The organism is Pleurocapsa sp. PCC 7319, assembly GCF_000332195.1.
GTDB lineage: Bacteria > Cyanobacteriota > Cyanobacteriia > Cyanobacteriales > Xenococcaceae > Waterburya.
In genome coordinates this window covers 1-18,626 of sequence record NZ_KB235917.1, presented here as the reverse complement: position 1 = coordinate 18,626, position 18,626 = coordinate 1, and the positions used below count along the sequence as shown (strand labels likewise).

Annotated in this window: 18 protein-coding genes; 8 read left to right on the top strand and 10 right to left on the bottom strand. The window is 38.9% G+C overall.

Features of this window, described 5'->3' with window-relative positions:
* The first annotated feature begins 83 nt into the window (after positions 1-83).
* A complete protein-coding gene (locus tag PLEUR7319_RS37605; RefSeq protein ID WP_019503236.1) occupies positions 84-3,077 on the top strand; it encodes a phage/plasmid primase, P4 family in 2,994 nt (997 codons plus the stop codon).
* Positions 3,078-3,198: 121 nt separating this feature from the next.
* Here PLEUR7319_RS37605 and PLEUR7319_RS0100470 read toward each other — a convergent pair whose 3' ends face one another.
* Entirely contained in the window at positions 3,199-3,417 is a 219-nt protein-coding gene (locus PLEUR7319_RS0100470) for a hypothetical protein (protein WP_019503235.1), read from the bottom strand.
* Positions 3,418-3,745: 328 nt separating this feature from the next.
* On the opposite strand from PLEUR7319_RS0100470, the gene PLEUR7319_RS0100460 reads away from it, so the two are divergent.
* From PLEUR7319_RS0100460 to PLEUR7319_RS0100450, 3 genes are all read left to right on the top strand, one after another.
* Positions 3,746-8,125: an AAA domain-containing protein gene (locus PLEUR7319_RS0100460; protein ID WP_019503234.1), complete on the top strand. Its 4,380-nt coding sequence runs from the start codon at positions 3,746-3,748 to the stop codon at positions 8,123-8,125.
* Entirely contained in the window at positions 8,106-9,800 is a 1,695-nt protein-coding gene (locus PLEUR7319_RS33630) for a phospholipase D-like domain-containing protein (protein WP_019503233.1), read from the top strand. Before PLEUR7319_RS0100460 ends, PLEUR7319_RS33630 begins: the two co-directional genes overlap by 20 nt.
* 472 nt (positions 9,801-10,272) lie before the next feature.
* Positions 10,273-10,656: a hypothetical protein gene (locus PLEUR7319_RS0100450; protein ID WP_019503232.1), complete on the top strand. Its 384-nt coding sequence runs from the start codon at positions 10,273-10,275 to the stop codon at positions 10,654-10,656.
* A gap of 102 nt (positions 10,657-10,758) precedes the next feature.
* On the opposite strand, the gene PLEUR7319_RS0100445 is transcribed toward PLEUR7319_RS0100450, so the two are convergent.
* The 6 genes from PLEUR7319_RS0100445 to PLEUR7319_RS0100420 form a co-directional block, all read right to left on the bottom strand.
* Complete coding sequence (locus tag PLEUR7319_RS0100445) at positions 10,759-10,989, bottom strand: hypothetical protein (RefSeq protein ID WP_019503231.1); 231 nt, start codon at positions 10,987-10,989, stop codon at positions 10,759-10,761.
* Between the two features lie 81 nt (positions 10,990-11,070).
* The gene (locus PLEUR7319_RS0100440; RefSeq protein WP_019503230.1) at positions 11,071-11,520 is read right to left on the bottom strand and encodes a hypothetical protein; all 450 of its coding nucleotides are present in this window, start codon (positions 11,518-11,520) and stop codon (positions 11,071-11,073) included.
* Between the two features lie 36 nt (positions 11,521-11,556).
* Positions 11,557-11,853 carry a hypothetical protein gene (locus PLEUR7319_RS33625; protein WP_026102221.1) on the bottom strand — a complete coding sequence of 99 codons (297 nt, stop codon included), beginning with the start codon at positions 11,851-11,853 and terminating at the stop codon, positions 11,557-11,559.
* Between the two features lie 105 nt (positions 11,854-11,958).
* Positions 11,959-12,810, bottom strand: a complete 852-nt coding sequence (locus PLEUR7319_RS0100430; RefSeq protein ID WP_019503228.1) for a hypothetical protein — start codon at positions 12,808-12,810, stop codon at positions 11,959-11,961.
* Between the two features lie 23 nt (positions 12,811-12,833).
* Positions 12,834-13,220, bottom strand: coding sequence for a DUF6573 family protein (locus PLEUR7319_RS0100425; protein ID WP_019503227.1), 387 nt, complete (start codon positions 13,218-13,220; stop codon positions 12,834-12,836).
* A 70-nt stretch (positions 13,221-13,290) separates the two neighbouring features.
* Positions 13,291-13,743: a hypothetical protein gene (locus PLEUR7319_RS0100420; RefSeq protein WP_019503226.1), complete on the bottom strand. Its 453-nt coding sequence runs from the start codon at positions 13,741-13,743 to the stop codon at positions 13,291-13,293.
* 284 nt (positions 13,744-14,027) lie between these two features.
* On the opposite strand from PLEUR7319_RS0100420, the gene PLEUR7319_RS0100415 reads away from it, so the two are divergent.
* Entirely contained in the window at positions 14,028-14,261 is a 234-nt protein-coding gene (locus PLEUR7319_RS0100415) for a helix-turn-helix transcriptional regulator (RefSeq protein ID WP_019503225.1), read from the top strand.
* A 55-nt stretch (positions 14,262-14,316) separates the two neighbouring features.
* Here PLEUR7319_RS0100415 and PLEUR7319_RS33620 read toward each other — a convergent pair whose 3' ends face one another.
* Positions 14,317-14,517: a hypothetical protein gene (locus tag PLEUR7319_RS33620; protein WP_019503224.1), complete on the bottom strand. Its 201-nt coding sequence runs from the start codon at positions 14,515-14,517 to the stop codon at positions 14,317-14,319.
* 78 nt (positions 14,518-14,595) lie between these two features.
* The gene (locus PLEUR7319_RS40375; RefSeq protein WP_144054205.1) at positions 14,596-14,829 is read right to left on the bottom strand and encodes a hypothetical protein; all 234 of its coding nucleotides are present in this window, start codon (positions 14,827-14,829) and stop codon (positions 14,596-14,598) included.
* Here PLEUR7319_RS40375 and PLEUR7319_RS37600 point away from each other — a divergent pair.
* A complete protein-coding gene (locus tag PLEUR7319_RS37600; RefSeq protein ID WP_051044351.1) occupies positions 14,817-17,429 on the top strand; it encodes a VapE domain-containing protein in 2,613 nt (870 codons plus the stop codon). The genes PLEUR7319_RS40375 and PLEUR7319_RS37600 overlap by 13 nt on opposite strands.
* 71 nt (positions 17,430-17,500) lie before the next feature.
* On the opposite strand, the gene PLEUR7319_RS0100395 is transcribed toward PLEUR7319_RS37600, so the two are convergent.
* Positions 17,501-17,797: a hypothetical protein gene (locus PLEUR7319_RS0100395; protein ID WP_019503222.1), complete on the bottom strand. Its 297-nt coding sequence runs from the start codon at positions 17,795-17,797 to the stop codon at positions 17,501-17,503.
* A 130-nt stretch (positions 17,798-17,927) separates the two neighbouring features.
* Between PLEUR7319_RS0100395 and PLEUR7319_RS0100390 the strand changes: the two genes are divergently transcribed.
* Together PLEUR7319_RS0100390 and PLEUR7319_RS0100385 are read left to right on the top strand one after the other, a co-directional pair.
* Complete coding sequence (locus tag PLEUR7319_RS0100390) at positions 17,928-18,281, top strand: type II toxin-antitoxin system RelE/ParE family toxin (RefSeq protein WP_019503221.1); 354 nt, start codon at positions 17,928-17,930, stop codon at positions 18,279-18,281.
* Positions 18,282-18,290: 9 nt separating this feature from the next.
* Positions 18,291-18,620, top strand: a complete 330-nt coding sequence (locus PLEUR7319_RS0100385) for a helix-turn-helix domain-containing protein (protein ID WP_019503220.1) — start codon at positions 18,291-18,293, stop codon at positions 18,618-18,620.
* The last annotated feature ends 6 nt before the right edge of the window (positions 18,621-18,626 follow it).

Below are 18,626 nucleotides of genomic sequence, written 5' to 3'. Positions count from 1 at the left end.
ATTTTATTTGATGTAGTGAAAAAGTGCATCTCTGGTTTGTCACAGCAGCAAGTAGACCACTTGAATAAAGATGGAGGTGCAGCATGATTGGATTGATTGCACCATTCCAAATATTAGACCATCTAGATCGTCTGAATATAGTCAGAGAAACATCAATTGAATACCACTGCACCTGTCCAGTCTGCGGTGACGGTGGCTTCAAGGTCAACAAAAAGAACGGTAAATATCAAGCTTTCAAATGCGATTGTAGTACTAAAGAAATAAGAGAAGCGATACGTCCCTGGAGCGAAGTAAAAGAAAGTCAGTCTCCAAATTCTAATAAAAAGCGCGACAGCCCTGCGGACGGTATTCCCTCCGCAGGGGACTGTCGTAAGAAGTCAATCAAACCCAAGTCTGAGATAAAATTAGCCCGACTGAATGTAGCGGCTTGTGATAGTCCCGTACAAGAATCAAAAGCGATACCAAATTGGCTACAGAAACAAGGAGTACCCCAAGAAGCGATAGAAACCCGTTACTGGTACTCTAAAACTCAATGGGTAAGTCGCTTTGAGTGGATAAACAGTGATGGCATTAAGGAGAAAACCATTAGGCAAGGTCATGTTAAATCGAATGGTCTAGTTCAGTGGAAGAAGGGTTCAAAAGAATGGAGAGCATACAGATTATCCGAAGCAGTTAAACACTGCCATAACCAATGGGTTCTAGGAGTTGAAGGGGAAGAGTGTGTTGAGACTGCAAGAAAGAAAGCCCTATCAGCAATCACCTGGCAAGGATCTAACTGGGAAGAGAAAAGTATAGCTTCTGACTTAACAAAACTTAAGGAGTCGGGAGCAAAAGGATTAGTCTATTTTCCTGACCATGACGAAGCAGGGGAGAAAAAAGCTGAGCTAGTCAAACGAGCTTGTCAGGAAGTCAACTTGTCATGTCTAGTTTTGTCTCCTACAGAAGTATGGTCAAAGATGCCAGAGAAGGGAGATATAACTGACTGGGTGGAGGCACACCCTCAATTTAGTACTAATGAATTAGTCGAGAAATTAGAATCAGCCATCTTTAAAGCTGCTGCTAGACAGAAGAAAGAAAAGATTAACAAGGAAGAGTCAGAAAGACTAGCTAATCTTCCAAACTGGTCACAATCAGATATCGGGTTTTGGTTAGCGGAGCGTTATCGATCGCAGTTAGCATGGAACACTGAGTTACAGGAATGGTATCGCTATAGTTCCGTGATAGAAGGAATCTGGAGCGTTGAACCTGTTGAATTTGTGGGTCAATTAGTAAAGTCAGAAGTAGAAAGACTAGCTGATTCAATTGCCCAATCGAGTAAGAAGAAGCCGAGTTTCACGGTTAGCTTTGTTAATGGTGTAATGGCACTGTTGAAGATGGATTTAGCCGTGCGAAAGTGGGATGAAGCAGAAGGATGTGTCCCGTTGCTCAATGGAGTGTTAGATCTAAAGACAAAAAAGCTAACACCTCATGCTCCAGGAAATAGATTGAGGTGGTGTCTGCCTTACAACTACGAAATGCTAGCCACTTGTGACCCGATCAAAGAATGGTTGTTGGAGATGTGTAATGGCGACCAAAATTTGGTCCAACTAATGAGGGCGTATTTATTGGGAGTAGTTACAGGTAGAACAGATTGGCAGAAGTTTTTAGAGTTAGTTGGTGCGGGAGGAACAGGTAAAAGTACCTTTACTCGTCTGGCGATCGCTTTAGTGGGAGCAAATAATACTCACACTACTACCTTGAAAAAACTGGAAGGAGAGAGATTTGAAACAGCATCAATAGCTGGCAAGCGGATGTTGTTGATTAACGATTCAGAAAGGTTTGCTGCTTCTGTTAGTACTCTAAAGGCCTTAACGGGTCAAGATACTCTTCCATTTGAAGTTAAGTTTAAACAGTCATCAGGAGGGTTTAATCCTAATGCCTTGGTGATTGTAACCACTAATGAAGTAATCCAAAGTAGCGATTATACAAGTGGATTGGAAAGAAGAAGAATTTCTATTCCAATGTTTAATCGAATTAGGAGCGATCGCCAAAGGAACTTGATAGAGCATCGGAATGGGGAGATATATGGTGAATTTGTGCCTTATATACCAGGCTTACTCAATTGGGTGCTGGAGATGGATGGAGAGGAAGCGACTCGAATAGTAAAGAATTACGAGACGGCTGTACCATCATTAGCGGCAATGAAAGCGAGTACGTTGGTGGAAACAAATCCGATCGCTGATTGGCTGGATAACTTTGTGGTTTATGATGCGTCAGCAAAAACAAATATAGGTGTAGCCAAGCGTGATAAAGATAGTAATTCAGCAACTTGGTATCTGAATACCGATATATGGCTGTATGCCAATTACAAGGAATATTGCCAGAACAGTGGGACTCATCCTGTTAGCTTACGCCGATTTGTGAATTTGTTATCGGATTTGGTTAAGAACCAATTGAGTTTAGATATTAATAAGAAACGCGATTGCGCTCCGCGCAGTGGCAGAGCCAATCGCTTTGGTTCTTATTTTGAGGGTTTGAAGATACGCAGTGAAATAGATAAACAGCCGCCGATGATCACGGGAAATCCATCTCTAGAAATCAAGACTAGTCCAGTGGCAAGTAATACGAATGTCATCAACAAGCTGTGGACGATGGTGATGGATAAGGTGACGGATGTTATAGAATATGTGATGGCTGAAAGTATTGCTGGTGATAGATGTGACGACAGTGATGGTAAAAATAAAAAGTTATCTGAAAATAATAATGGTAGAGAAATCAAAGTTAAATGTAATATGCCAGATGAGGTTCAACTGGAGAAAAACAATTCAGTAGAAGAGTTTTCGATTTTGCCGTCACCGTCGTCACAAGAGAAGTCTCAAAGTCAGACGGTTCTAGATGTGACGGATACTTTAGCTCATCCATCATCAGCCATAAAATCACCCATCACAGTAGGAGATAAGGTCACAATTTCTGACTGTCCAGGTCACTGGTCATGGGCATCGCCATTTACTGTAGAGAGGATTGAGGGTGAGATGGTGAAGCTAGAAATGATAGAAGAATTGGTGGAAATGAGTCTTTTGGAGAAATGGTCAAAATAAGAATCAAAGAAGTACTAGTAATCCAAGGCTGTATTCTAGCGGTGTACTATTCTCCAGGAAAGTGCTATCAGTTTTCGATAGTGGATGAGAGAGGAGAAGTGATCGAGTCGTCTGAGATTTTTTATACTTCAGAATCGGCAAAGGAAAAAGGAAAATCAGTAATCAGAACGGTGTCTCGATAAATGAGAGTAATTTGAAAATTGAAGCTGTCGCCAGCGTTTTGCCACTGCCCTTTTGGCGATTGGCTTTGCCACTGCGCGGAGCGCGATTGAGCAAAGCTCACCGCAGTCTTGCGATTGGCTTTGCCACCGCCTTTTAGGCGATCGCCTTGTTGATGCAAAACTACTAACTTTTGCGACGCGAAGCTAGTCCTTTAGGGCGACACTTTTCCAGGATGGAGAGGCTAAGGTTGAAAATCGGTATGCTTGCGTTAGTACAAATGACCAAAATTTAGACAGCCAGACCGTAATTCTGAATGAAGCTGGTTGTAAAGTGAATTACGGGGAATTTGAGCCGAGGCTAATATAAAACCTACAAAATAATCTGAAGCATTTGCAAAAAGTTGATTCTTTTGGACAAGCTTGTTGCCATGATTCATACCCCGTACAAGTCGATTTTTTTTTGATGAGAATGGGAACACTAAACATAGTGTAGCGATCGAGCATCAAATGGCAACTATATACAATCCTTATGAAGATTGGGGTTATAAATTTACAGGGAAAGCAATTGATAGTTTCATTCGGGATATTGAAGGCGAAGCAGCTTTAGAAAACTATCCAGAATTTCAAGATCGCCGTAATCGTGCCGAACAATTAATGTTCGACCTCTTTGGTCAAACCCCCTATTTATTTTATGTACGTCGCATCGAACAAGGACATAATTTAGGGGAGCAAAAATGGGAACTAACTTTAGCAACAGGCTTCGACAATCTCGAATTACCAATACAGCTTGAAGAGCACGGGTCAACTTTAAAGTTAATAGCTATTGTCGATCGTGATGGATATGGTGGTATAAGAATTATTTATGCTCGGTTGCGCCCCAAGCGTGAGGGGACAAAAGATAGTTTTGCCAAGTCTTTTTATCTACGTCTTCGCTCCAATCATCAATATCGTATTGGAGTGCCACTCCAAGCAATAGAACGAATGGCAGATACGCCATTTAAACAGGATTGTATCCCGACAGAACAACAGCTAGAAGCTTGGAAAGTCTTCGCTGAAGTTGAAGAACGTATAGCTAAGGAGAAACAATTCTGCGTACCTTTTGTCAGTCACAATTACGGTGAAGCTACCAGAAATATTACCTTTGGTATTGATGCTGAATCAGCAACTGTAGATAGTCAAGCTGAAAATAGCATCACACTAGATGATTTTTGGAGAAGAGCTAAACGGGCGCGTAATCAAAACATCAAGCTGTTAGAAAATAGTTCGAGTAATAGCGATGGAAGAGAATTAGGAACGATTGAATCAATAGATTCTGAAAACAGCTTTCTCAAAATTAGTTTAGATTCTGAGATATTTGATTCCCTTGCTGAAGGACATTATGCGTTACCACAAGAAGGACTGCTATCTTTCGAGGCAGTTGGCGATCTGACTCAAGTTAACCGTAAGAAAAAAGCTTTAAAGAACTTAGAAAAGGGAAGAACTCAAAATCCCTATTTAGGTCAGTTTTTGTTTGATGCTTCTCAAGCTAGAGAACCCAGAGAAATAGTCCAAATTCAGTCACAAGATTTATTATTAAAAACTACCAATTCCTCTCAAAAAGCTGCCGTAGAGACGGTGCTGTCTGCACCAGATTTGGCATTAATTCAAGGACCACCAGGAACAGGTAAAACTACGGTAATCGCAGAAATTTGCTATCAAGTTGCTTTACGAGGTGGACGTACCTTAATCGCTTCTCAAGCTAATTTAGCCGTAGATAATGCTCTGTCACGATTACAACACAATCCAGCAATCCGTGCTGTCAGGAAAGGAAATAAAAGCACTGTTGGACTAGAAGGAATGCCATTTCTAGAAGAGAATGTAATTAAGACTTGGCTGCAAAATACCTCCGCAGACTGCGAACAAAGGCTTAATGCTAAACTCGAACTTGCTAAAATTTTGCGTCAGTTATTAGCATCAGCAGAACAATTTAGTGCTTATCTCATAACCGAAGAGCAATTTGAGCCAAAGCAAAAACAACTAATAGCTCATCAAGAAATTCTAGAGGCAGATTATCAAAACAAACTAGACATTCATAAGATTGCCCAAAATAAAAAACAGGAAGTTGAATCTTTATTTGCCAATTTAGAAGATTTACTTGATTCTCAATCGACAGCAGATTGGGATCGACCTTGGTTAAAGAATCTCGATCCTTATTTAAAGAAAAACGATTCAGCTAAACAGTTAGCAGAAAATGTTCGCTCGGCAAAAGATATTGTTGCTGAACTGAGCTTTTCCTGTCCTGACATACATTTTTTAGCTATGGCAAAATGCTTTAAAGATGGGATGTTGGAAAATATAGTCAAAAAAACTCAGCACACTTTGGAGTATGCAGACAAAGTTGCTCAAGCAATTTCCACACTTAATTCTAAGCAACAATTGTTTACACAAAACAATGACTCTTTTAAAAAGCTGCAACAGAATCAACAACAAAACTTTATTTCTCAACAGAATCAACAACAAGAGCTAGTTAAAATTCAAAGCCATCAATCTAGCATTAGTTCAGCCCAAATTGAATTAAAGCAGTGGTCGTCGAGTGCTTCGACACAAATAAAGACAACACTCAAAAATTGTTTAGAAAAGCGCAAAAACTTTAGCGAAAATCTGATGACTTTTCCTAAACAACTACAAAATTTTATCTCTACAATTCCAGATTCATCATGGCATAAACAATTACCAGAATCTTTAACTGGCTTTGATAGCTTAATCGAGCAGTACAGTCAATGGGATAAAGCTTATGCAATCGCTAATGAATTAGACAGGCAAATTACAGATGCTTTCGATAAGACAACCATCCATTTACCTAGTGAAGAAACTATTGCTTCGGCAACTAAAATGCTGCCTGTTAAGAATTTAGATGTTGTCTCAGCGATTCATCAACTAAAGCAAATTACTCGACTTAATATTGCCGAAATAAAAAAGCCACTGAGTTTTTGGAAACGGGCGATCGAAGGAATATTAGCAGTTGCTTCGAGTCTGGGATGGTGTCAACCAAGTCGTAGAGTGAAAGCAGTTGCCACATTGGAAGCAATTAGAAGACAGGGACATCAGATTGTTCGAGGTTCAGAACCAAACAATTCCAGAATTATTATTGAGTCTGTTACTCCTAAGATTGTTAATAGTATTGTTACCAATGTCGATCGCTGGCTTAACGAATTAGATATTCAGACAAAACAACAGCTTCAATTACTGGAAAAGGAACTAAGTAACCTCGAAGGATGGTTGTCAGAAATTCAACAACAAATATTCAAAACTCAAAAAGAATTAACAACTGTCAGTCAAGACGTTGAGATTAGTACCGATTCTGTCAATAAACTTTTACATAATCTGTCGCAAATACCACAGATTCCAGTCCAACTTAAAGATTTAGCCTCTGAGTATCTTCAAAACCCAGCCAAAATAACGATTGAAGCATCTCGATTATCAGCCCAAATAAATTATTGGCAAAATTGTGTTGTTCGGCTTGAAGCGTTGACTGAATCATTTAACCCTTCAGAAATACTTTCAAGTACAAAAACTAAAATTAATGACGAGATAGAAACTCAAAACCAAATTATTCTTGAATCCAACAGAGAATTACAGCAATTCGAGCAGCAAATCAAGCAAATTAAAGCTCAACTACAGCAGCATCTAGACAATAGAGAGCAGAAACGGTATTGGTGGCAGGAATATTGGCAAACTATTCCTGACTCTCTCAAACCAGAAGAAGAATTTACAGAGTTATTCGAGCTAACTTTCTTACGCAGATTTAAACTTCAGTTCGAGGTTTGGCAACAACAATTAGGGGTAATAGAGGCTTATCTCAACCGATATCAAAATTTAATGTCCGACTGGATTGAGGGACTAAAAAATCCTTCTGAGCAAAATCGTCACGAACTAAGAAGAATTTATTTGGATAACGCCAATGTCATCGGCATTACTTGTAGTCAATCAGCTAAGGGAGATTTTTCTAAAGAGTTTGAATCTTTTGATGTAGTCATTATTGATGAGGTCAGTAAATGCACTCCTCCTGAGTTGTTAATTCCTGCTTTAAAAGCCAAAAAATTAGTGCTAGTGGGCGACCATCGACAGTTACCACCTATGCTCAACAATGACACTATAGAAGAAATTGCTGAAGAATTAGGTACTACAACAGAAGAGCTTAATTACTTAAAAGAGTCTCTATTCAAAAATTTATTTGAATCTGCTCCAGAGAGTATTAAAAAGATGCTGACCATTCAGTATCGAATGCACCCTCAAATTATGGGAGCAATCAATCAGTTTTATGAAGATAATCTTGAATGTGGTTTGACTAATCCAGACGAGCAACGCAGTCATAATCTAGCTAATTATAATATCCAAGATAATAACCATATAGTTTGGGTAAAAACTCCTCAAAATCGAGAATTTAGAGAACAACAAGATGGAACTTCATCGATTAACGAGAAAGAAATTAAACTCATTGAAAAAATTTGCCAACAATTCGAGCAAACTTGGTCGGTTCGAGTGAACCAAGGACAACCCAGAAAAGAAATAGGAATAATTACTTTCTATGGTCGCCAATTAAAGTTAATTGAATCAACAATAGACCCCAAAAAGTTTCCTTCTCTGCATATTCGTACTGGTACAGTTGACAGATTTCAAGGAATGGAAAGACAAGTCATCATTGTCAGCATGGTACGAAACAACAATCAGAAAAATGTTGGATTTGCCAAAAAACCAGAACGGGTGAATGTTGCTTTTTCTCGCGCTCAAGAATTGCTGGTGATTATCGGTTGTCATGAACTGTTTACTCAGTTCCCGATATACTCCAAAGTTTCAGATGTTATTCGCCTATATGGAGGTTTAATCGATGTTTCTGACATCCTCTGATAGACCAATTGACCCAGAATTAAAGCACATAGTAGAAGAAATTGAACGGAAAAGCCCCAGCTTATCCGTTTTGGCTGCTCGTCAGTTAGGCTACTATGTATCTCAAACTCCTATTAAAATTGAAATTGCTAAATCGCGCCAGTTGAATATATTAGAAGATTTTATTTTCCGCGCAGGTGTCGAATTTGACCCTCCAGCAACTGAAGATGAATTAGCCACTGTGCTAGGGTTAGACCCGATATTTATTAAAAACACTACAGCAACTCTGCGGAATGTACATACTTTGGAAACAGAACCAGAATCTGTTATTAAACTTACCCCTGTTGGACAGGAATTTTATCGCGATCATTCCGTCCCAGAATCTCCAGAAACTCAAATTATTTATGCAATATCAAAACCATTTAGCAAAATTGTAGAATCTTCTCCTATTGAAAATGAAAATGAAGCAATAGACTATCTAACTAACTATATCTATATATCGATTGATGATAGGATTGAAAGCTATGCCAGCTTATCACTTTCCGAATTACGAAAACTAATTCAAAATTTAAATTTAGGGTTGCACTCTTTTGAAAAGGATAAATTTGTTATTGATTTTGAAGTAAAAGATATTGCCAAGATAATCTGGAGAACTTTATCAGTAATTGTTATTTTTGATGTCTTAGAAGATAATTTTAGGATTCAAGCTAGAGAAGGGGGAAAGGTTTTAGAGGATGCTTCTATTTGGCTAAATAACTTATTGATAGAAGAGAAGATAGCTTTAAATGATTTGTGCCAATTGACAAATGAAGAAATTAACTATCAATGTCAAAAAGTTGCCGAACGCAAAAATGCTGAAGTTGAAAAGAGAGTTGAAATAGTTAGACAGAAGGCATTAGATAATCTCCGCCAACAACAGGAATCTAGTTCTGAACCAACAAATACTAAGTCTGGTACTGTAGAACAGTTACGTGGTGGTAAAATTTCTCAGGAACTAGCAAACATTTTAGATTCTGCTAAACATCAAGTTCTTATTTATTCTCCTTGGATAAGTGCAAGAGTTGTCAACGACAGATTTATTAAACGTCTCCAAAAGTTGGCTAACAAAGGAGTTTGGATTTTAATTGGATACGGAATTGCCCAGAGTGAAAAAGAGGAAGAAAGACCAATTCCAGAACAAGTTAGGGAACAATTACAAGGTATTTTAACCAAAGAAGGAATACCTGCGGTACAAGTTTTCTGGCTGGGTGGTTCTCATGCCAAAGAATTAATTGTTGACCGAAGAATTCATCTTTTAGGTTCTAATAACCTTCTTTCTTTTCGCGCTAGTTCTGGCTTGTGGGATGAATCAGTATATAAAGTAACAATACCAGAACAAGTTCAACAAGCTTACGAATTTTATGCCCGACGTTTTCAAGCCTTAGCAGAAGAATTGTGGAACATTTCTCTGGAAAACAAAAATATTGAATTAGCTACACAAGCTCTCTGTTTGTGTGGAGCATTGGGGATGGAAGAAATGGCATTAATTCAAATAAAAGCAAATGACTGGGAAGAACTTTATTCCGTATGGATTTCTCTAGTCAGACAAGGAATAAGAGCGCAGAAAATACTACCTGATTCAGCTTGTTTTCAACAATTAAAAGAGCTAGAGCAATTAAGTGGTCAATATCCCCCAGAAAAATTTGACAAAGTTTAAAATTATCTTATTTTATATCCACCGCTCTGCAAGATTACATTTTGCGACCAAGAAAAACAATTAAATACCAATAAAAAATTCACCTTTCAATTGCCATGCGTCAAATAATTCTAAAATTACAAATAGTTTTTTTGTTCACTCTAACGTCCATCTGAATAGACTTTGTACTACTATATTTAGTACTTTTAGTTGTGAAAATTCTTAATTCCCCAAACAACGGAGAAAGACTTGGTAAAGATTGCTCTGGATGCAGTGGCTTGGCAATTAATCTCTGTCAGGATCAAGAGTGATGAAATTAGAAAGTGAAACAAAAATCTGTGGGGAGAGTCTAATGAGATTGAGAGTGTTCTAAATTTTAGAGACGGTGCAGAATTGGGGGTCTATATCAATGATCCTTTTTTTCTTCTTTTGAGGTCTAGAATTGTATTTAACTCGAATAATAAAATAACTTGGAGTAAGTAATTGATTAGTTATGAAAAAACAACTTGTCAGCCAACTATATCCCAGGATGATCATGACGAGTTTATTGGCGGTGGTTTTGGTTCCGACCCAATCTGCTGCTGCTGGTGATTTACTCCGTGATATTGGGATTGGTGCTGCAACCAATGTGGTAACGGGAGAAGTGCTCAATAATGGTTCTACAGTCGGTAATGCAGTTAAAGGGGCGGCTACGGGAGCTGCGGTAAGTGCGACTCATGATCGAAACAATAATTCAGTCGGTGGTACGATTCAAGACGCGGGGATTGGAGCTGCGACCAACGTGGTGACAGGAGAAATCATTAATGATGATAGTAGTGTAGGAGAAAATGCGGTAACAGGAGCTGCCACAGGGGCATTGATCAATATCTTTAAATAATTGACCAGCTCTGAGGAGAACGAGTTCTTGGTAAATAATCTGCATAGTCTATTTCGTTGGAGAATTATGGACGATTGTCTATAATTCTCAAGTCGCAAAATCTCAAGAACGAGAGAGAAAAGAAGGAAGTGAAGGAGATTTACGGCAACGAAGTTTAATTAGCTCATTCTGTAATTGGTCATGTTTAGCTTGGAGTAGTCGGTACTCGTGAAGAATAGCGAGATAGTCTTCAAAGTGGGAAACAGCATACTCGTGTGCTTGTTGTGGATGATCGTGAAGAAAGCGTCGGAAACGCTCAGACTCGAATTTGTATTCAATTGGTAAAGATTCCATTGTTTTTGATAAAGAAATTAAGATATGGGAAGAAAGATTAAGTTGCAGGGGAAATCAAGAAAAGCTTCCCCTTTTATTGAACTAGAGATTAAATTGGCGTTGGGTATTGATGTAGAGAGTTATAGCTAAAGTACGAATAGAGTCTTCAGTTTGAACTTTGTCGGTAAATTTCTTGTTGGCAGTATCAAGACAGAAAGAGAGAAGATCAGCTTGAGATTCAACATAGGAAGCAATCTCCTTTTTCAGCTCAGGAGATAACTCAGGGGTAGATTGAGGTGTAGAAGAAGGAGCAGATTGAGGAATAGCAAGCTGTCGAGTAGTTTTACCATCACGTTCGCTATAGATAAGCTGTATAGGTGAGCCTTTACTTAAGGTGGAGTGAGGAGTGCGACCAGCAGCAAAGTAAAGACGTTCTTCACTACCATCATTCATAGAGAGGACAATAGTTTGCTGTTGTTGCTCAGGATTAAACTTGTTGGGAAAAGTCTTACCAGCAGGGTACTTAACTGTACCAGATTTAATGTGAGTCATAAGAGAAATATGTAGTATAAAAGAAGTAATTGAGGCTTAAAGTCTTCCTCTGGAGGAACTTTCATGACGAACCTTGTAAAGAAAAGCATCAAGTTCGCTACCAGGAAGAATTTGGATACGAAAGAGAGGAGAATAAAGATGGCTAGTAGCATTAAAGTAAGAAATCATAGCTAAGATAACGGTTTCAATTTCTTTAAAACCAGAAGCCAAGAAATAGTTATTATTCTCGTCTTTAAAGATAGTGATGGTAGGAAGCTGGTCAAATTCAGGGTCAGAAGATTCGAGAGGTTCAGAGGCTCTGATTTCAATTGAGAGAAGAGGAGCTGAAGTCATGATAAAAGCCGAGTAATAAAGATTTAAGATGGGTGGGAGATCTCTAAAGAGCGATTGGCTCTGCCACTGCCCTTCGGGCAATCGCTGTTGATGAAATTAATTCCACTAGAAATCTACGAGGCTGTGGCAGAAGTCGTGGTCATGGGAATAACTTGCTGTCAGAAAATCGTGAAACTCGGTTCTCAATCCTGGTAAATCCTTGAATAAAGACTTTGTGGAATAGATAAATAAGGCTTTTTGTCTAGAGTAGTACCAACAAACTTGATTGATTTGATATTGATTGTCCCAGTCTAAGAGAACATAGGCTATTTGCTGCCAGAGGTGTTGCCTAGTTAAAGGATGTTTTTTGAGAGTGGTAAAACACTTGATAAGAGAGCCATTTACAATTTGCTGGGCATCGGCATTGATAAATGAGCTACCGATAAAAGTAGGATTCAAAAAGTATTTATGTCTGGTTAAATTACTGTCGGTAGCATCCCAAACTGATGATATAGATTGAATCAAGTTAACTAAATCATTAATCAAGTTGTGGATGTAACTCAGCTCAGGCTTGAGTTTGTTGTTGTCCTGATTCATCAAAACAGAGGCTATTTCATGTACTGTTCCAGAACGGAATTCGGCTTCAAAAGCAGCAAATATAAGACAGGCAACAGCTTTTTCTTCAACAGTTTTTGCTGATAATAGTTGATTGGCAGTGGTCGCAGTCAGATGATTACTGGCTATTGTTTGGTCAAAACTGGACTCGAAAAAACCCAAGTGCCATCGAAAAGCATAGACAAAAGCAGTTCCAAGAAGGGCAAAATCTCTAATTTCCCCAGACGGTTTGATGATCTGGTTTCTGTTCATTTCTGCATTGTGATTACTGATTAAGCGATTAGCACAAAGAGATTGTTTCGACTGAAACCATTGATATAGAGGACTATCAGAATTTTTCAGTTCTCTGGTTAAACAAGTCATGATGGGTTCAATTAAGTAAAGAATTATGTTTCGTCGGGAAACATGATGGTGATTACGGGTGCAGGATCATCGATATCTTGTGGTCCAATTTGAGCAGAGAGACGATAGCAAGGTAGTGTATCTTCTTTGGCATCAGGTTTTCTTTCTGCTCCATTAACAATGACGGAAAATTGGATGAATGAGCTATCATTTTGTTGGCTCTTAGAAGCTAAAGCAGCCATATAGCAGATGTCCCAGACAATCGCACCTTTTCCCTGAGAGAGTTTCCAGACTTCAGCAGTAAAGTAAACGGGGAATCGAAACATTCTAGTATCGTTGGGAAATTGATCGCTAACGCAAACTTGAAACCCGTCCTCAATAGCTTGCTGGTGAGTATAAGAGTGAATGAGGTCTGATGGTTGAAATATCATATTTTGTCCTGAAAAGATAAGTGAGAGAAAGGGTTTGAAAGGCGATTGCTTTGATCGTCTTGATATTTAGTTAAAAGATTTCTTCAGTGCGGATAAGATGAGATTGATTAGCCTCGCAGATGTCATTCTCAGCTATCCAAATCGACTTAAAGTTAGGTTGGTAATTACTGCCAACTAATTCGTAATACCAGCTAGGTTCAGAGAGATAAGCCTCAGTGCTGCGGTAAAGTTCGGAGTTATACTTGCGACCGATGACGATGAAGCTTGCCCACTCTGTATGGTGTTCATCAGCGTCAATCACTTTAACGGTGCTGTCAATGGCCAACTCAGGATGAGGAGCATCGAGAGGATCGGTATCAGCAAAGAGATCGCAGTCATTGGTTCTCTGGTGGTGCTTCCTGGCTTGTTGCCCAAAAAGTTCGCACCAGCCCCTTCTATTAGGTTCGGAATAGTCATTGAAATGAGGGCATTGTGAACAAGTTTTAGTCTTCGATACTGGCTTGACTATTATTTGTTGTGGCATGATAAAAATACCTTGAATTGATTAAGGTTCAGAAGAGTAGTAACCGTCCAAAGTGGCTACTCTTCTTATGAAATCTTCATTAGTCTCTATCAAAAGCAAAACCATTATTAGCTGATCTGGCAGTGCTGCTTGAATAGAATCATCTTATCCAATTATTTGGTTATTGTCAAATTAATTGGATATATATGCTATATTTGGAATAATCAAATATAATTGGATATACAATCAATTGGAAAAACCCAAGTAAGAATATGATGGTAACGACCCTAATTAAGTCGTCTATCATGAAACTTTCTTTTGCTCAGTGGTTTAAGTTGCGTAGGAATTTAGTTGACGTAACTCAAGCTCAAATTGCAAAAGCACTAGATGTTAGACCCCAAACTGTTAGTAACTGGGAAAAAGGAGTATCTCAGCCCAGCTTAAATCCAGAGCAGACATTAAAACTCTGCTCAATACTAAAAATTAATCTTGAAGATTTAGCTAAAGGCTTTCGAGGAGAGGTATCAGTAGAAGAGTAGTTAGTTTAGTCAGCTTGAGCAACTATTCTCAAGAATTTGATAGTTTTTATCGAATTCAAGCTGATTGAGGATTTTCTAATTCTTGTAAAGCTTTAGCAATTGCTTTTCGTAAAAACTCAGTTCTATTTGGTATGGCTCGAACTTTTTCATCAACGTCTAATGGTAAACGTACGGAAATGGGTCTAGATGCCATTTCTGCTTGTCCACTTTCTACATATTTGCCGTTTTTAGAGTCTCTTAGATATTTCTGAGCCATATAACAAACAACTTCCTTAAGAAAGGATGTTAATCTTTTCTTCTTTGCTTAGTCAAGCAAATTAGACAATAATCCAAACTAGACAACAGCTTGAAACCGACGTATACGCAGGTTATAATTTTCTTGTTTGGGAATAGCGATCGCATTGGTTGGTAGCCTTTGGGCGATCGCTTTATATAACCAAATCCCATAAGGAGGGAATAAATGATTACTTCTATTGTAAAAGAGGTGCAGCAAAAGTGCATCTCTACATTCGCGCAGCAGCAAGGAAATCGCTTGAATGGAATAGGAGGTGCAGAATGAGTAATACATTTGCACCAAACATCAATTCTAAGCACGCTAGCGAATGGGTTGCTGGGAGTGGGGTTTCAGAAGAGATGGTCAAGCTGAATCCCAAGAGTATTAGCGAGAAAAAAGAAATTGCCAAGTTACTGAACTGGAGTAATTATCTAGGGAGTCCAGGATGGTACGTCAATTCGGTAGATTTAGAAACGGGACAACTAAGAGAATTTGGACAATTCAAGCCAAATAAAGCAATCCAGTTTCCAGATGGCGAGAAGCCAGTAAAGTATTTTACGTTTCCTAAAGGACGGGAAAATGAAGTAATTCTGTTGATTCCCGACCAAACGGCATGGTCAAAGATAGCCAAAAGATACAATGTGCCAATTCTGCCAGAAGATATCGACGAATCAAGACTGGACAAAGGGTTTTGGAAATGGATACATAATAACTCCCAAATACCCATCGAAGTAACAGAGGGAGCGAAGAAAGCGGGTTGTTTGTTGGCGAATGGATTGGTGGGCTTATGTTTAACGGGGGTATGGAACGGGAAGGTTAAGCGCTCGCTAAAAGCGATTCCGACTCTAGCCCCATTTTTGGCTAACGGTAGGGGAATTCATCTACTGTTTGATTCGGATGTGGCAGTTAAGCCTCAAGTACAAGAAGCACTCAAAACAATTGGATATCTTGCCCAGAGAGCGGGATGTATAGTGGGAGTTGGAACTTGGGAATATTCAGAAGCCACGAAAGGACTAGACGATTTGGTAGTAAATCAAGGAGTCGAAGCGTTGGAAGAAGTAATCGAAAACATCCAGCCATACAAAGAATGGCTCAAATCTATCTCATCTGCCAACACCAACGCTTCAAAAATGCAGTCAAGAAATACAGCGACCGCAGCCCTGTTAGATTACGTGAGAGACAAATATAGCGATCGCTTACGGTTAAACGAACTAGAAATGCAGATTGAATTAGATGGAAAGCCGTTTAATCTAGAGCGGTTTTATCTACATTTGGCAGAACACGATCGCCTGGAGGTAAATAAGACAAAAGCGATCGATGTATGTACACAAGTAGCAGAAGAAAACACCTACAATCCAGTAGCGGAGTATCTAAACCAAGTTGCCCGTAATAGTGAACTTGCGGATATAGATTCTTTATCAACTAAGTTTTTCGGGACATCAGATCCTATTTACGATATTTTTCTGAAAAAGACTTTAATTGCAGCAGTAGCGAGAGTGTATGCCCCTGGATGTAAGCATGACAATACATTGGTACTGCAAGGAGAACAAGGAATAGGCAAATCAACATTTTTTGATGTGTTGGCGGGAGATTGGTTTGGCGATTCGATGAAGTCAGGAAAAGATAAGGACGATCTTTTGGTGCTACGCAGGTCTTGGATTCAAGAATGGGGGGAGCTTGACAAAATCTTCTCCAAGAGACAGGCAGGAGATTTAAAGGCATTCCTGAGCTGCCGAAAAGATACATTTCGAGAGCCATATGCACGCACTACAAAAGACTATCCTCGACACTCAATAATAGTAGGTTCGGTTAACGATTCAAGTTTCTTGGTAGATTCGACAGGAAATAGGCGTTATTGGGTGATTCCCGTAGAGAAAAAGGAAATAGATATCAAACGATTGAAAAAAGAAAGAGATGCTATTTGGGCTTCTGCTGTGGCAGCATATCGGGAAGGAGAGACATGGTGGTTGTCAAAAGAAGAGGAAAAAAGAAATCTCAACAATAATTCTCGTTTCCAAATAATAGATGAATGGGCAGGTTTCGTTGCTGATTATATTCGGAATAGAACAGGGGTATCAATATCACAAGTACTGCTGGATGTATTTGATTTTGAGCTGAATAAGATCGGTCGTAGAGAACAAATGCGGGTAGCGAATATTCTCCAGATGTTAAATTGGCGCAAAGTGGGACAAAAATTACATCGAGGAAAAAGACAAGTAGTTTGGCAGGAGGCTTCGACTATACCTTCTGTAGGTATAGCAGAGGTGTTGCAGCCCGAAAGCCAGTCACAGCAAGGCTTGTCTATACCTACTATACCTACTACACCTAATTCTCAAACTTTTAATTCAGAGTTAAGAGAAGTAGTAGATAGTGAAAATATAAACTCTGAAAGAAAAGATTTCTCAGAAGGGGTTAAACCCATACAGGGTGAGGAATCTATACCTGCTGCTATACCTGTTGGTGAAGGTATAGATCGCGCTAAAAAATGGTCAGATTACCCTCATCCGAGCAAAGACGAATACACAATTAAAAACAGAGCGAGAAAAGTAGTAGAAAGAATTTTTGACTGTAGCACCAGGGCGGAACTAATCAATTTATACGCCTGTGGTCAAATTACGGCAGCAGAAGTGAAATGGTTGAGAGAAAATTATCTGACTTCGGCTCAATGCGAACGCCTTAATCAGATAGAGAATACAGAACAGGGAAATATATTTAAACAGGACGGATTTTTACACCTGAAACAGCAGATTACGAAGCAGGTTAGAAGACTTGGCTGGAGCAAGCAAAAAGCGATCGCCTATATTCAAGAAAGATATGGGGTCAGTAATAGAGTTGAGATGAGCATCGCTCAACTGAGGGAGATGAAAGATTGTCTTGCTCTAATGTCGAGTTAATCTTGAATCACGAAAGATGAATTGGATTAAATCAAGAAGGAGATAATTTTCTAGGTAAAGCAGGTTTAATCTTACAAAACTGTTATGTTGTAACCATTCTCAGCCAACTGAGCTAGAAGTTCTTCTCTACTGAAACCTTGATGCTTTCTGCTTAAATTATTCTCAATCCTTGCTTGATGCTGCTGGATGTTCTTTGGAGTAAGAGGATGCCAGCCTCTACTGCTCAAAATCTCTTGTGAAGAGAGAAATACCTCACTGTTATCAGTCATGATAGCCACATCGCCAGAAGTGGTTGTTACCCATTCTTTGATGTATTGAGCGTATATTTTTTCAACCTGCTTTCGAGAAAATTGTTTGCTTTTGCTCATGAGAAATCGGAGCGCGATTAATTAAGTATCTCTTTTCGTTATAGCTAATAATACCAATTCCCGTTCTTTTTGTTGACCTTTTGCTTATTCATGCCATAATTAGCATACTAATAAAATAAGTACTAATGAAGTGAAAAAACCTGTAGTTTGGCTGGGAAACTCCCTTGATGAGCTGCGGAAATTTCCTGATCATGTGCGAGATGAAATGGGCTATGCTCTATATTTGGCACAAATGGGTGATAAACACCAGAACTCAAAGCCTCTAAGGGGTTTTAAAGGTGCGGGAGTTTTAGAGATAGTTGATAATTTTAATGGGGATACTTATAGAACTGTTTACACGGTGAAGTTGGCAGGTGTAGTTTATGTACTCCATGCCTTTCAAAAGAAGTCAAAAAAAGGTATTGCCACCCCTCCAAAGGATATGGAGTTAATCAAGAAAAGACTAAAGTTAGCTATTGAAACCCATCAAGCAAACCAAAGATAAGGTAAAAAAATGAGTGATGACATAAGAGTACAACCTAGTAGCGGTAATGTATTTGCGGACTTGAATTTAGCAAATCCTGAAGAAAGACTAATTAAGGCTGAATTAGCGCGAAGAATTAGTGGAATTATCAGTCAAAAAGGTTTAACTCAAATCGAAGCTGCCGAGCTATTAGATATAGATCAGCCAAAGGTGTCAGCTTTAACCAGAGGAAAACTGGACGGCTTTTCGACCACACGCTTATTTCGTTTTTTAAATGCTTTGGGTAATGATATTGAAATTGTAGTCAAGCCCAAACCTGAGAATCGTTCCATGGCTAAAATTACTGTGGTAGAAAGTTAATTAAAC

Excerpts from the sequence above, each read along its gene's own strand:
- PLEUR7319_RS37605 (WP_019503236.1), top strand. The coding sequence starts at position 84 with ATGATTGGATTGATTGCACCATTCCAAATATTAGACCATCTAGATCGT.
- PLEUR7319_RS0100460 (WP_019503234.1), top strand. The coding sequence starts at position 3,746 with ATGGCAACTATATACAATCCTTATGAAGATTGGGGTTATAAATTTACA.
- PLEUR7319_RS33630 (WP_019503233.1), top strand. The coding sequence starts at position 8,106 with ATGTTTCTGACATCCTCTGATAGACCAATTGACCCAGAATTAAAGCAC.
- PLEUR7319_RS0100450 (WP_019503232.1), top strand. The coding sequence starts at position 10,273 with ATGAAAAAACAACTTGTCAGCCAACTATATCCCAGGATGATCATGACG.
- PLEUR7319_RS0100445 (WP_019503231.1), bottom strand. The coding sequence starts at position 10,989 with ATGGAATCTTTACCAATTGAATACAAATTCGAGTCTGAGCGTTTCCGA.
- PLEUR7319_RS0100440 (WP_019503230.1), bottom strand. The coding sequence starts at position 11,520 with ATGACTCACATTAAATCTGGTACAGTTAAGTACCCTGCTGGTAAGACT.
- PLEUR7319_RS33625 (WP_026102221.1), bottom strand. The coding sequence starts at position 11,853 with ATGACTTCAGCTCCTCTTCTCTCAATTGAAATCAGAGCCTCTGAACCT.
- PLEUR7319_RS0100430 (WP_019503228.1), bottom strand. The coding sequence starts at position 12,810 with ATGACTTGTTTAACCAGAGAACTGAAAAATTCTGATAGTCCTCTATAT.
- PLEUR7319_RS0100425 (WP_019503227.1), bottom strand. The coding sequence starts at position 13,220 with ATGATATTTCAACCATCAGACCTCATTCACTCTTATACTCACCAGCAA.
- PLEUR7319_RS0100420 (WP_019503226.1), bottom strand. The coding sequence starts at position 13,743 with ATGCCACAACAAATAATAGTCAAGCCAGTATCGAAGACTAAAACTTGT.
- PLEUR7319_RS0100415 (WP_019503225.1), top strand. The coding sequence starts at position 14,028 with ATGAAACTTTCTTTTGCTCAGTGGTTTAAGTTGCGTAGGAATTTAGTT.
- PLEUR7319_RS33620 (WP_019503224.1), bottom strand. The coding sequence starts at position 14,517 with ATGGCTCAGAAATATCTAAGAGACTCTAAAAACGGCAAATATGTAGAA.
- PLEUR7319_RS37600 (WP_051044351.1), top strand. The coding sequence starts at position 14,817 with ATGAGTAATACATTTGCACCAAACATCAATTCTAAGCACGCTAGCGAA.
- PLEUR7319_RS40375 (WP_144054205.1), bottom strand. The coding sequence starts at position 14,829 with ATGTATTACTCATTCTGCACCTCCTATTCCATTCAAGCGATTTCCTTG.
- PLEUR7319_RS0100395 (WP_019503222.1), bottom strand. The coding sequence starts at position 17,797 with ATGAGCAAAAGCAAACAATTTTCTCGAAAGCAGGTTGAAAAAATATAC.
- PLEUR7319_RS0100385 (WP_019503220.1), top strand. The coding sequence starts at position 18,291 with ATGAGTGATGACATAAGAGTACAACCTAGTAGCGGTAATGTATTTGCG.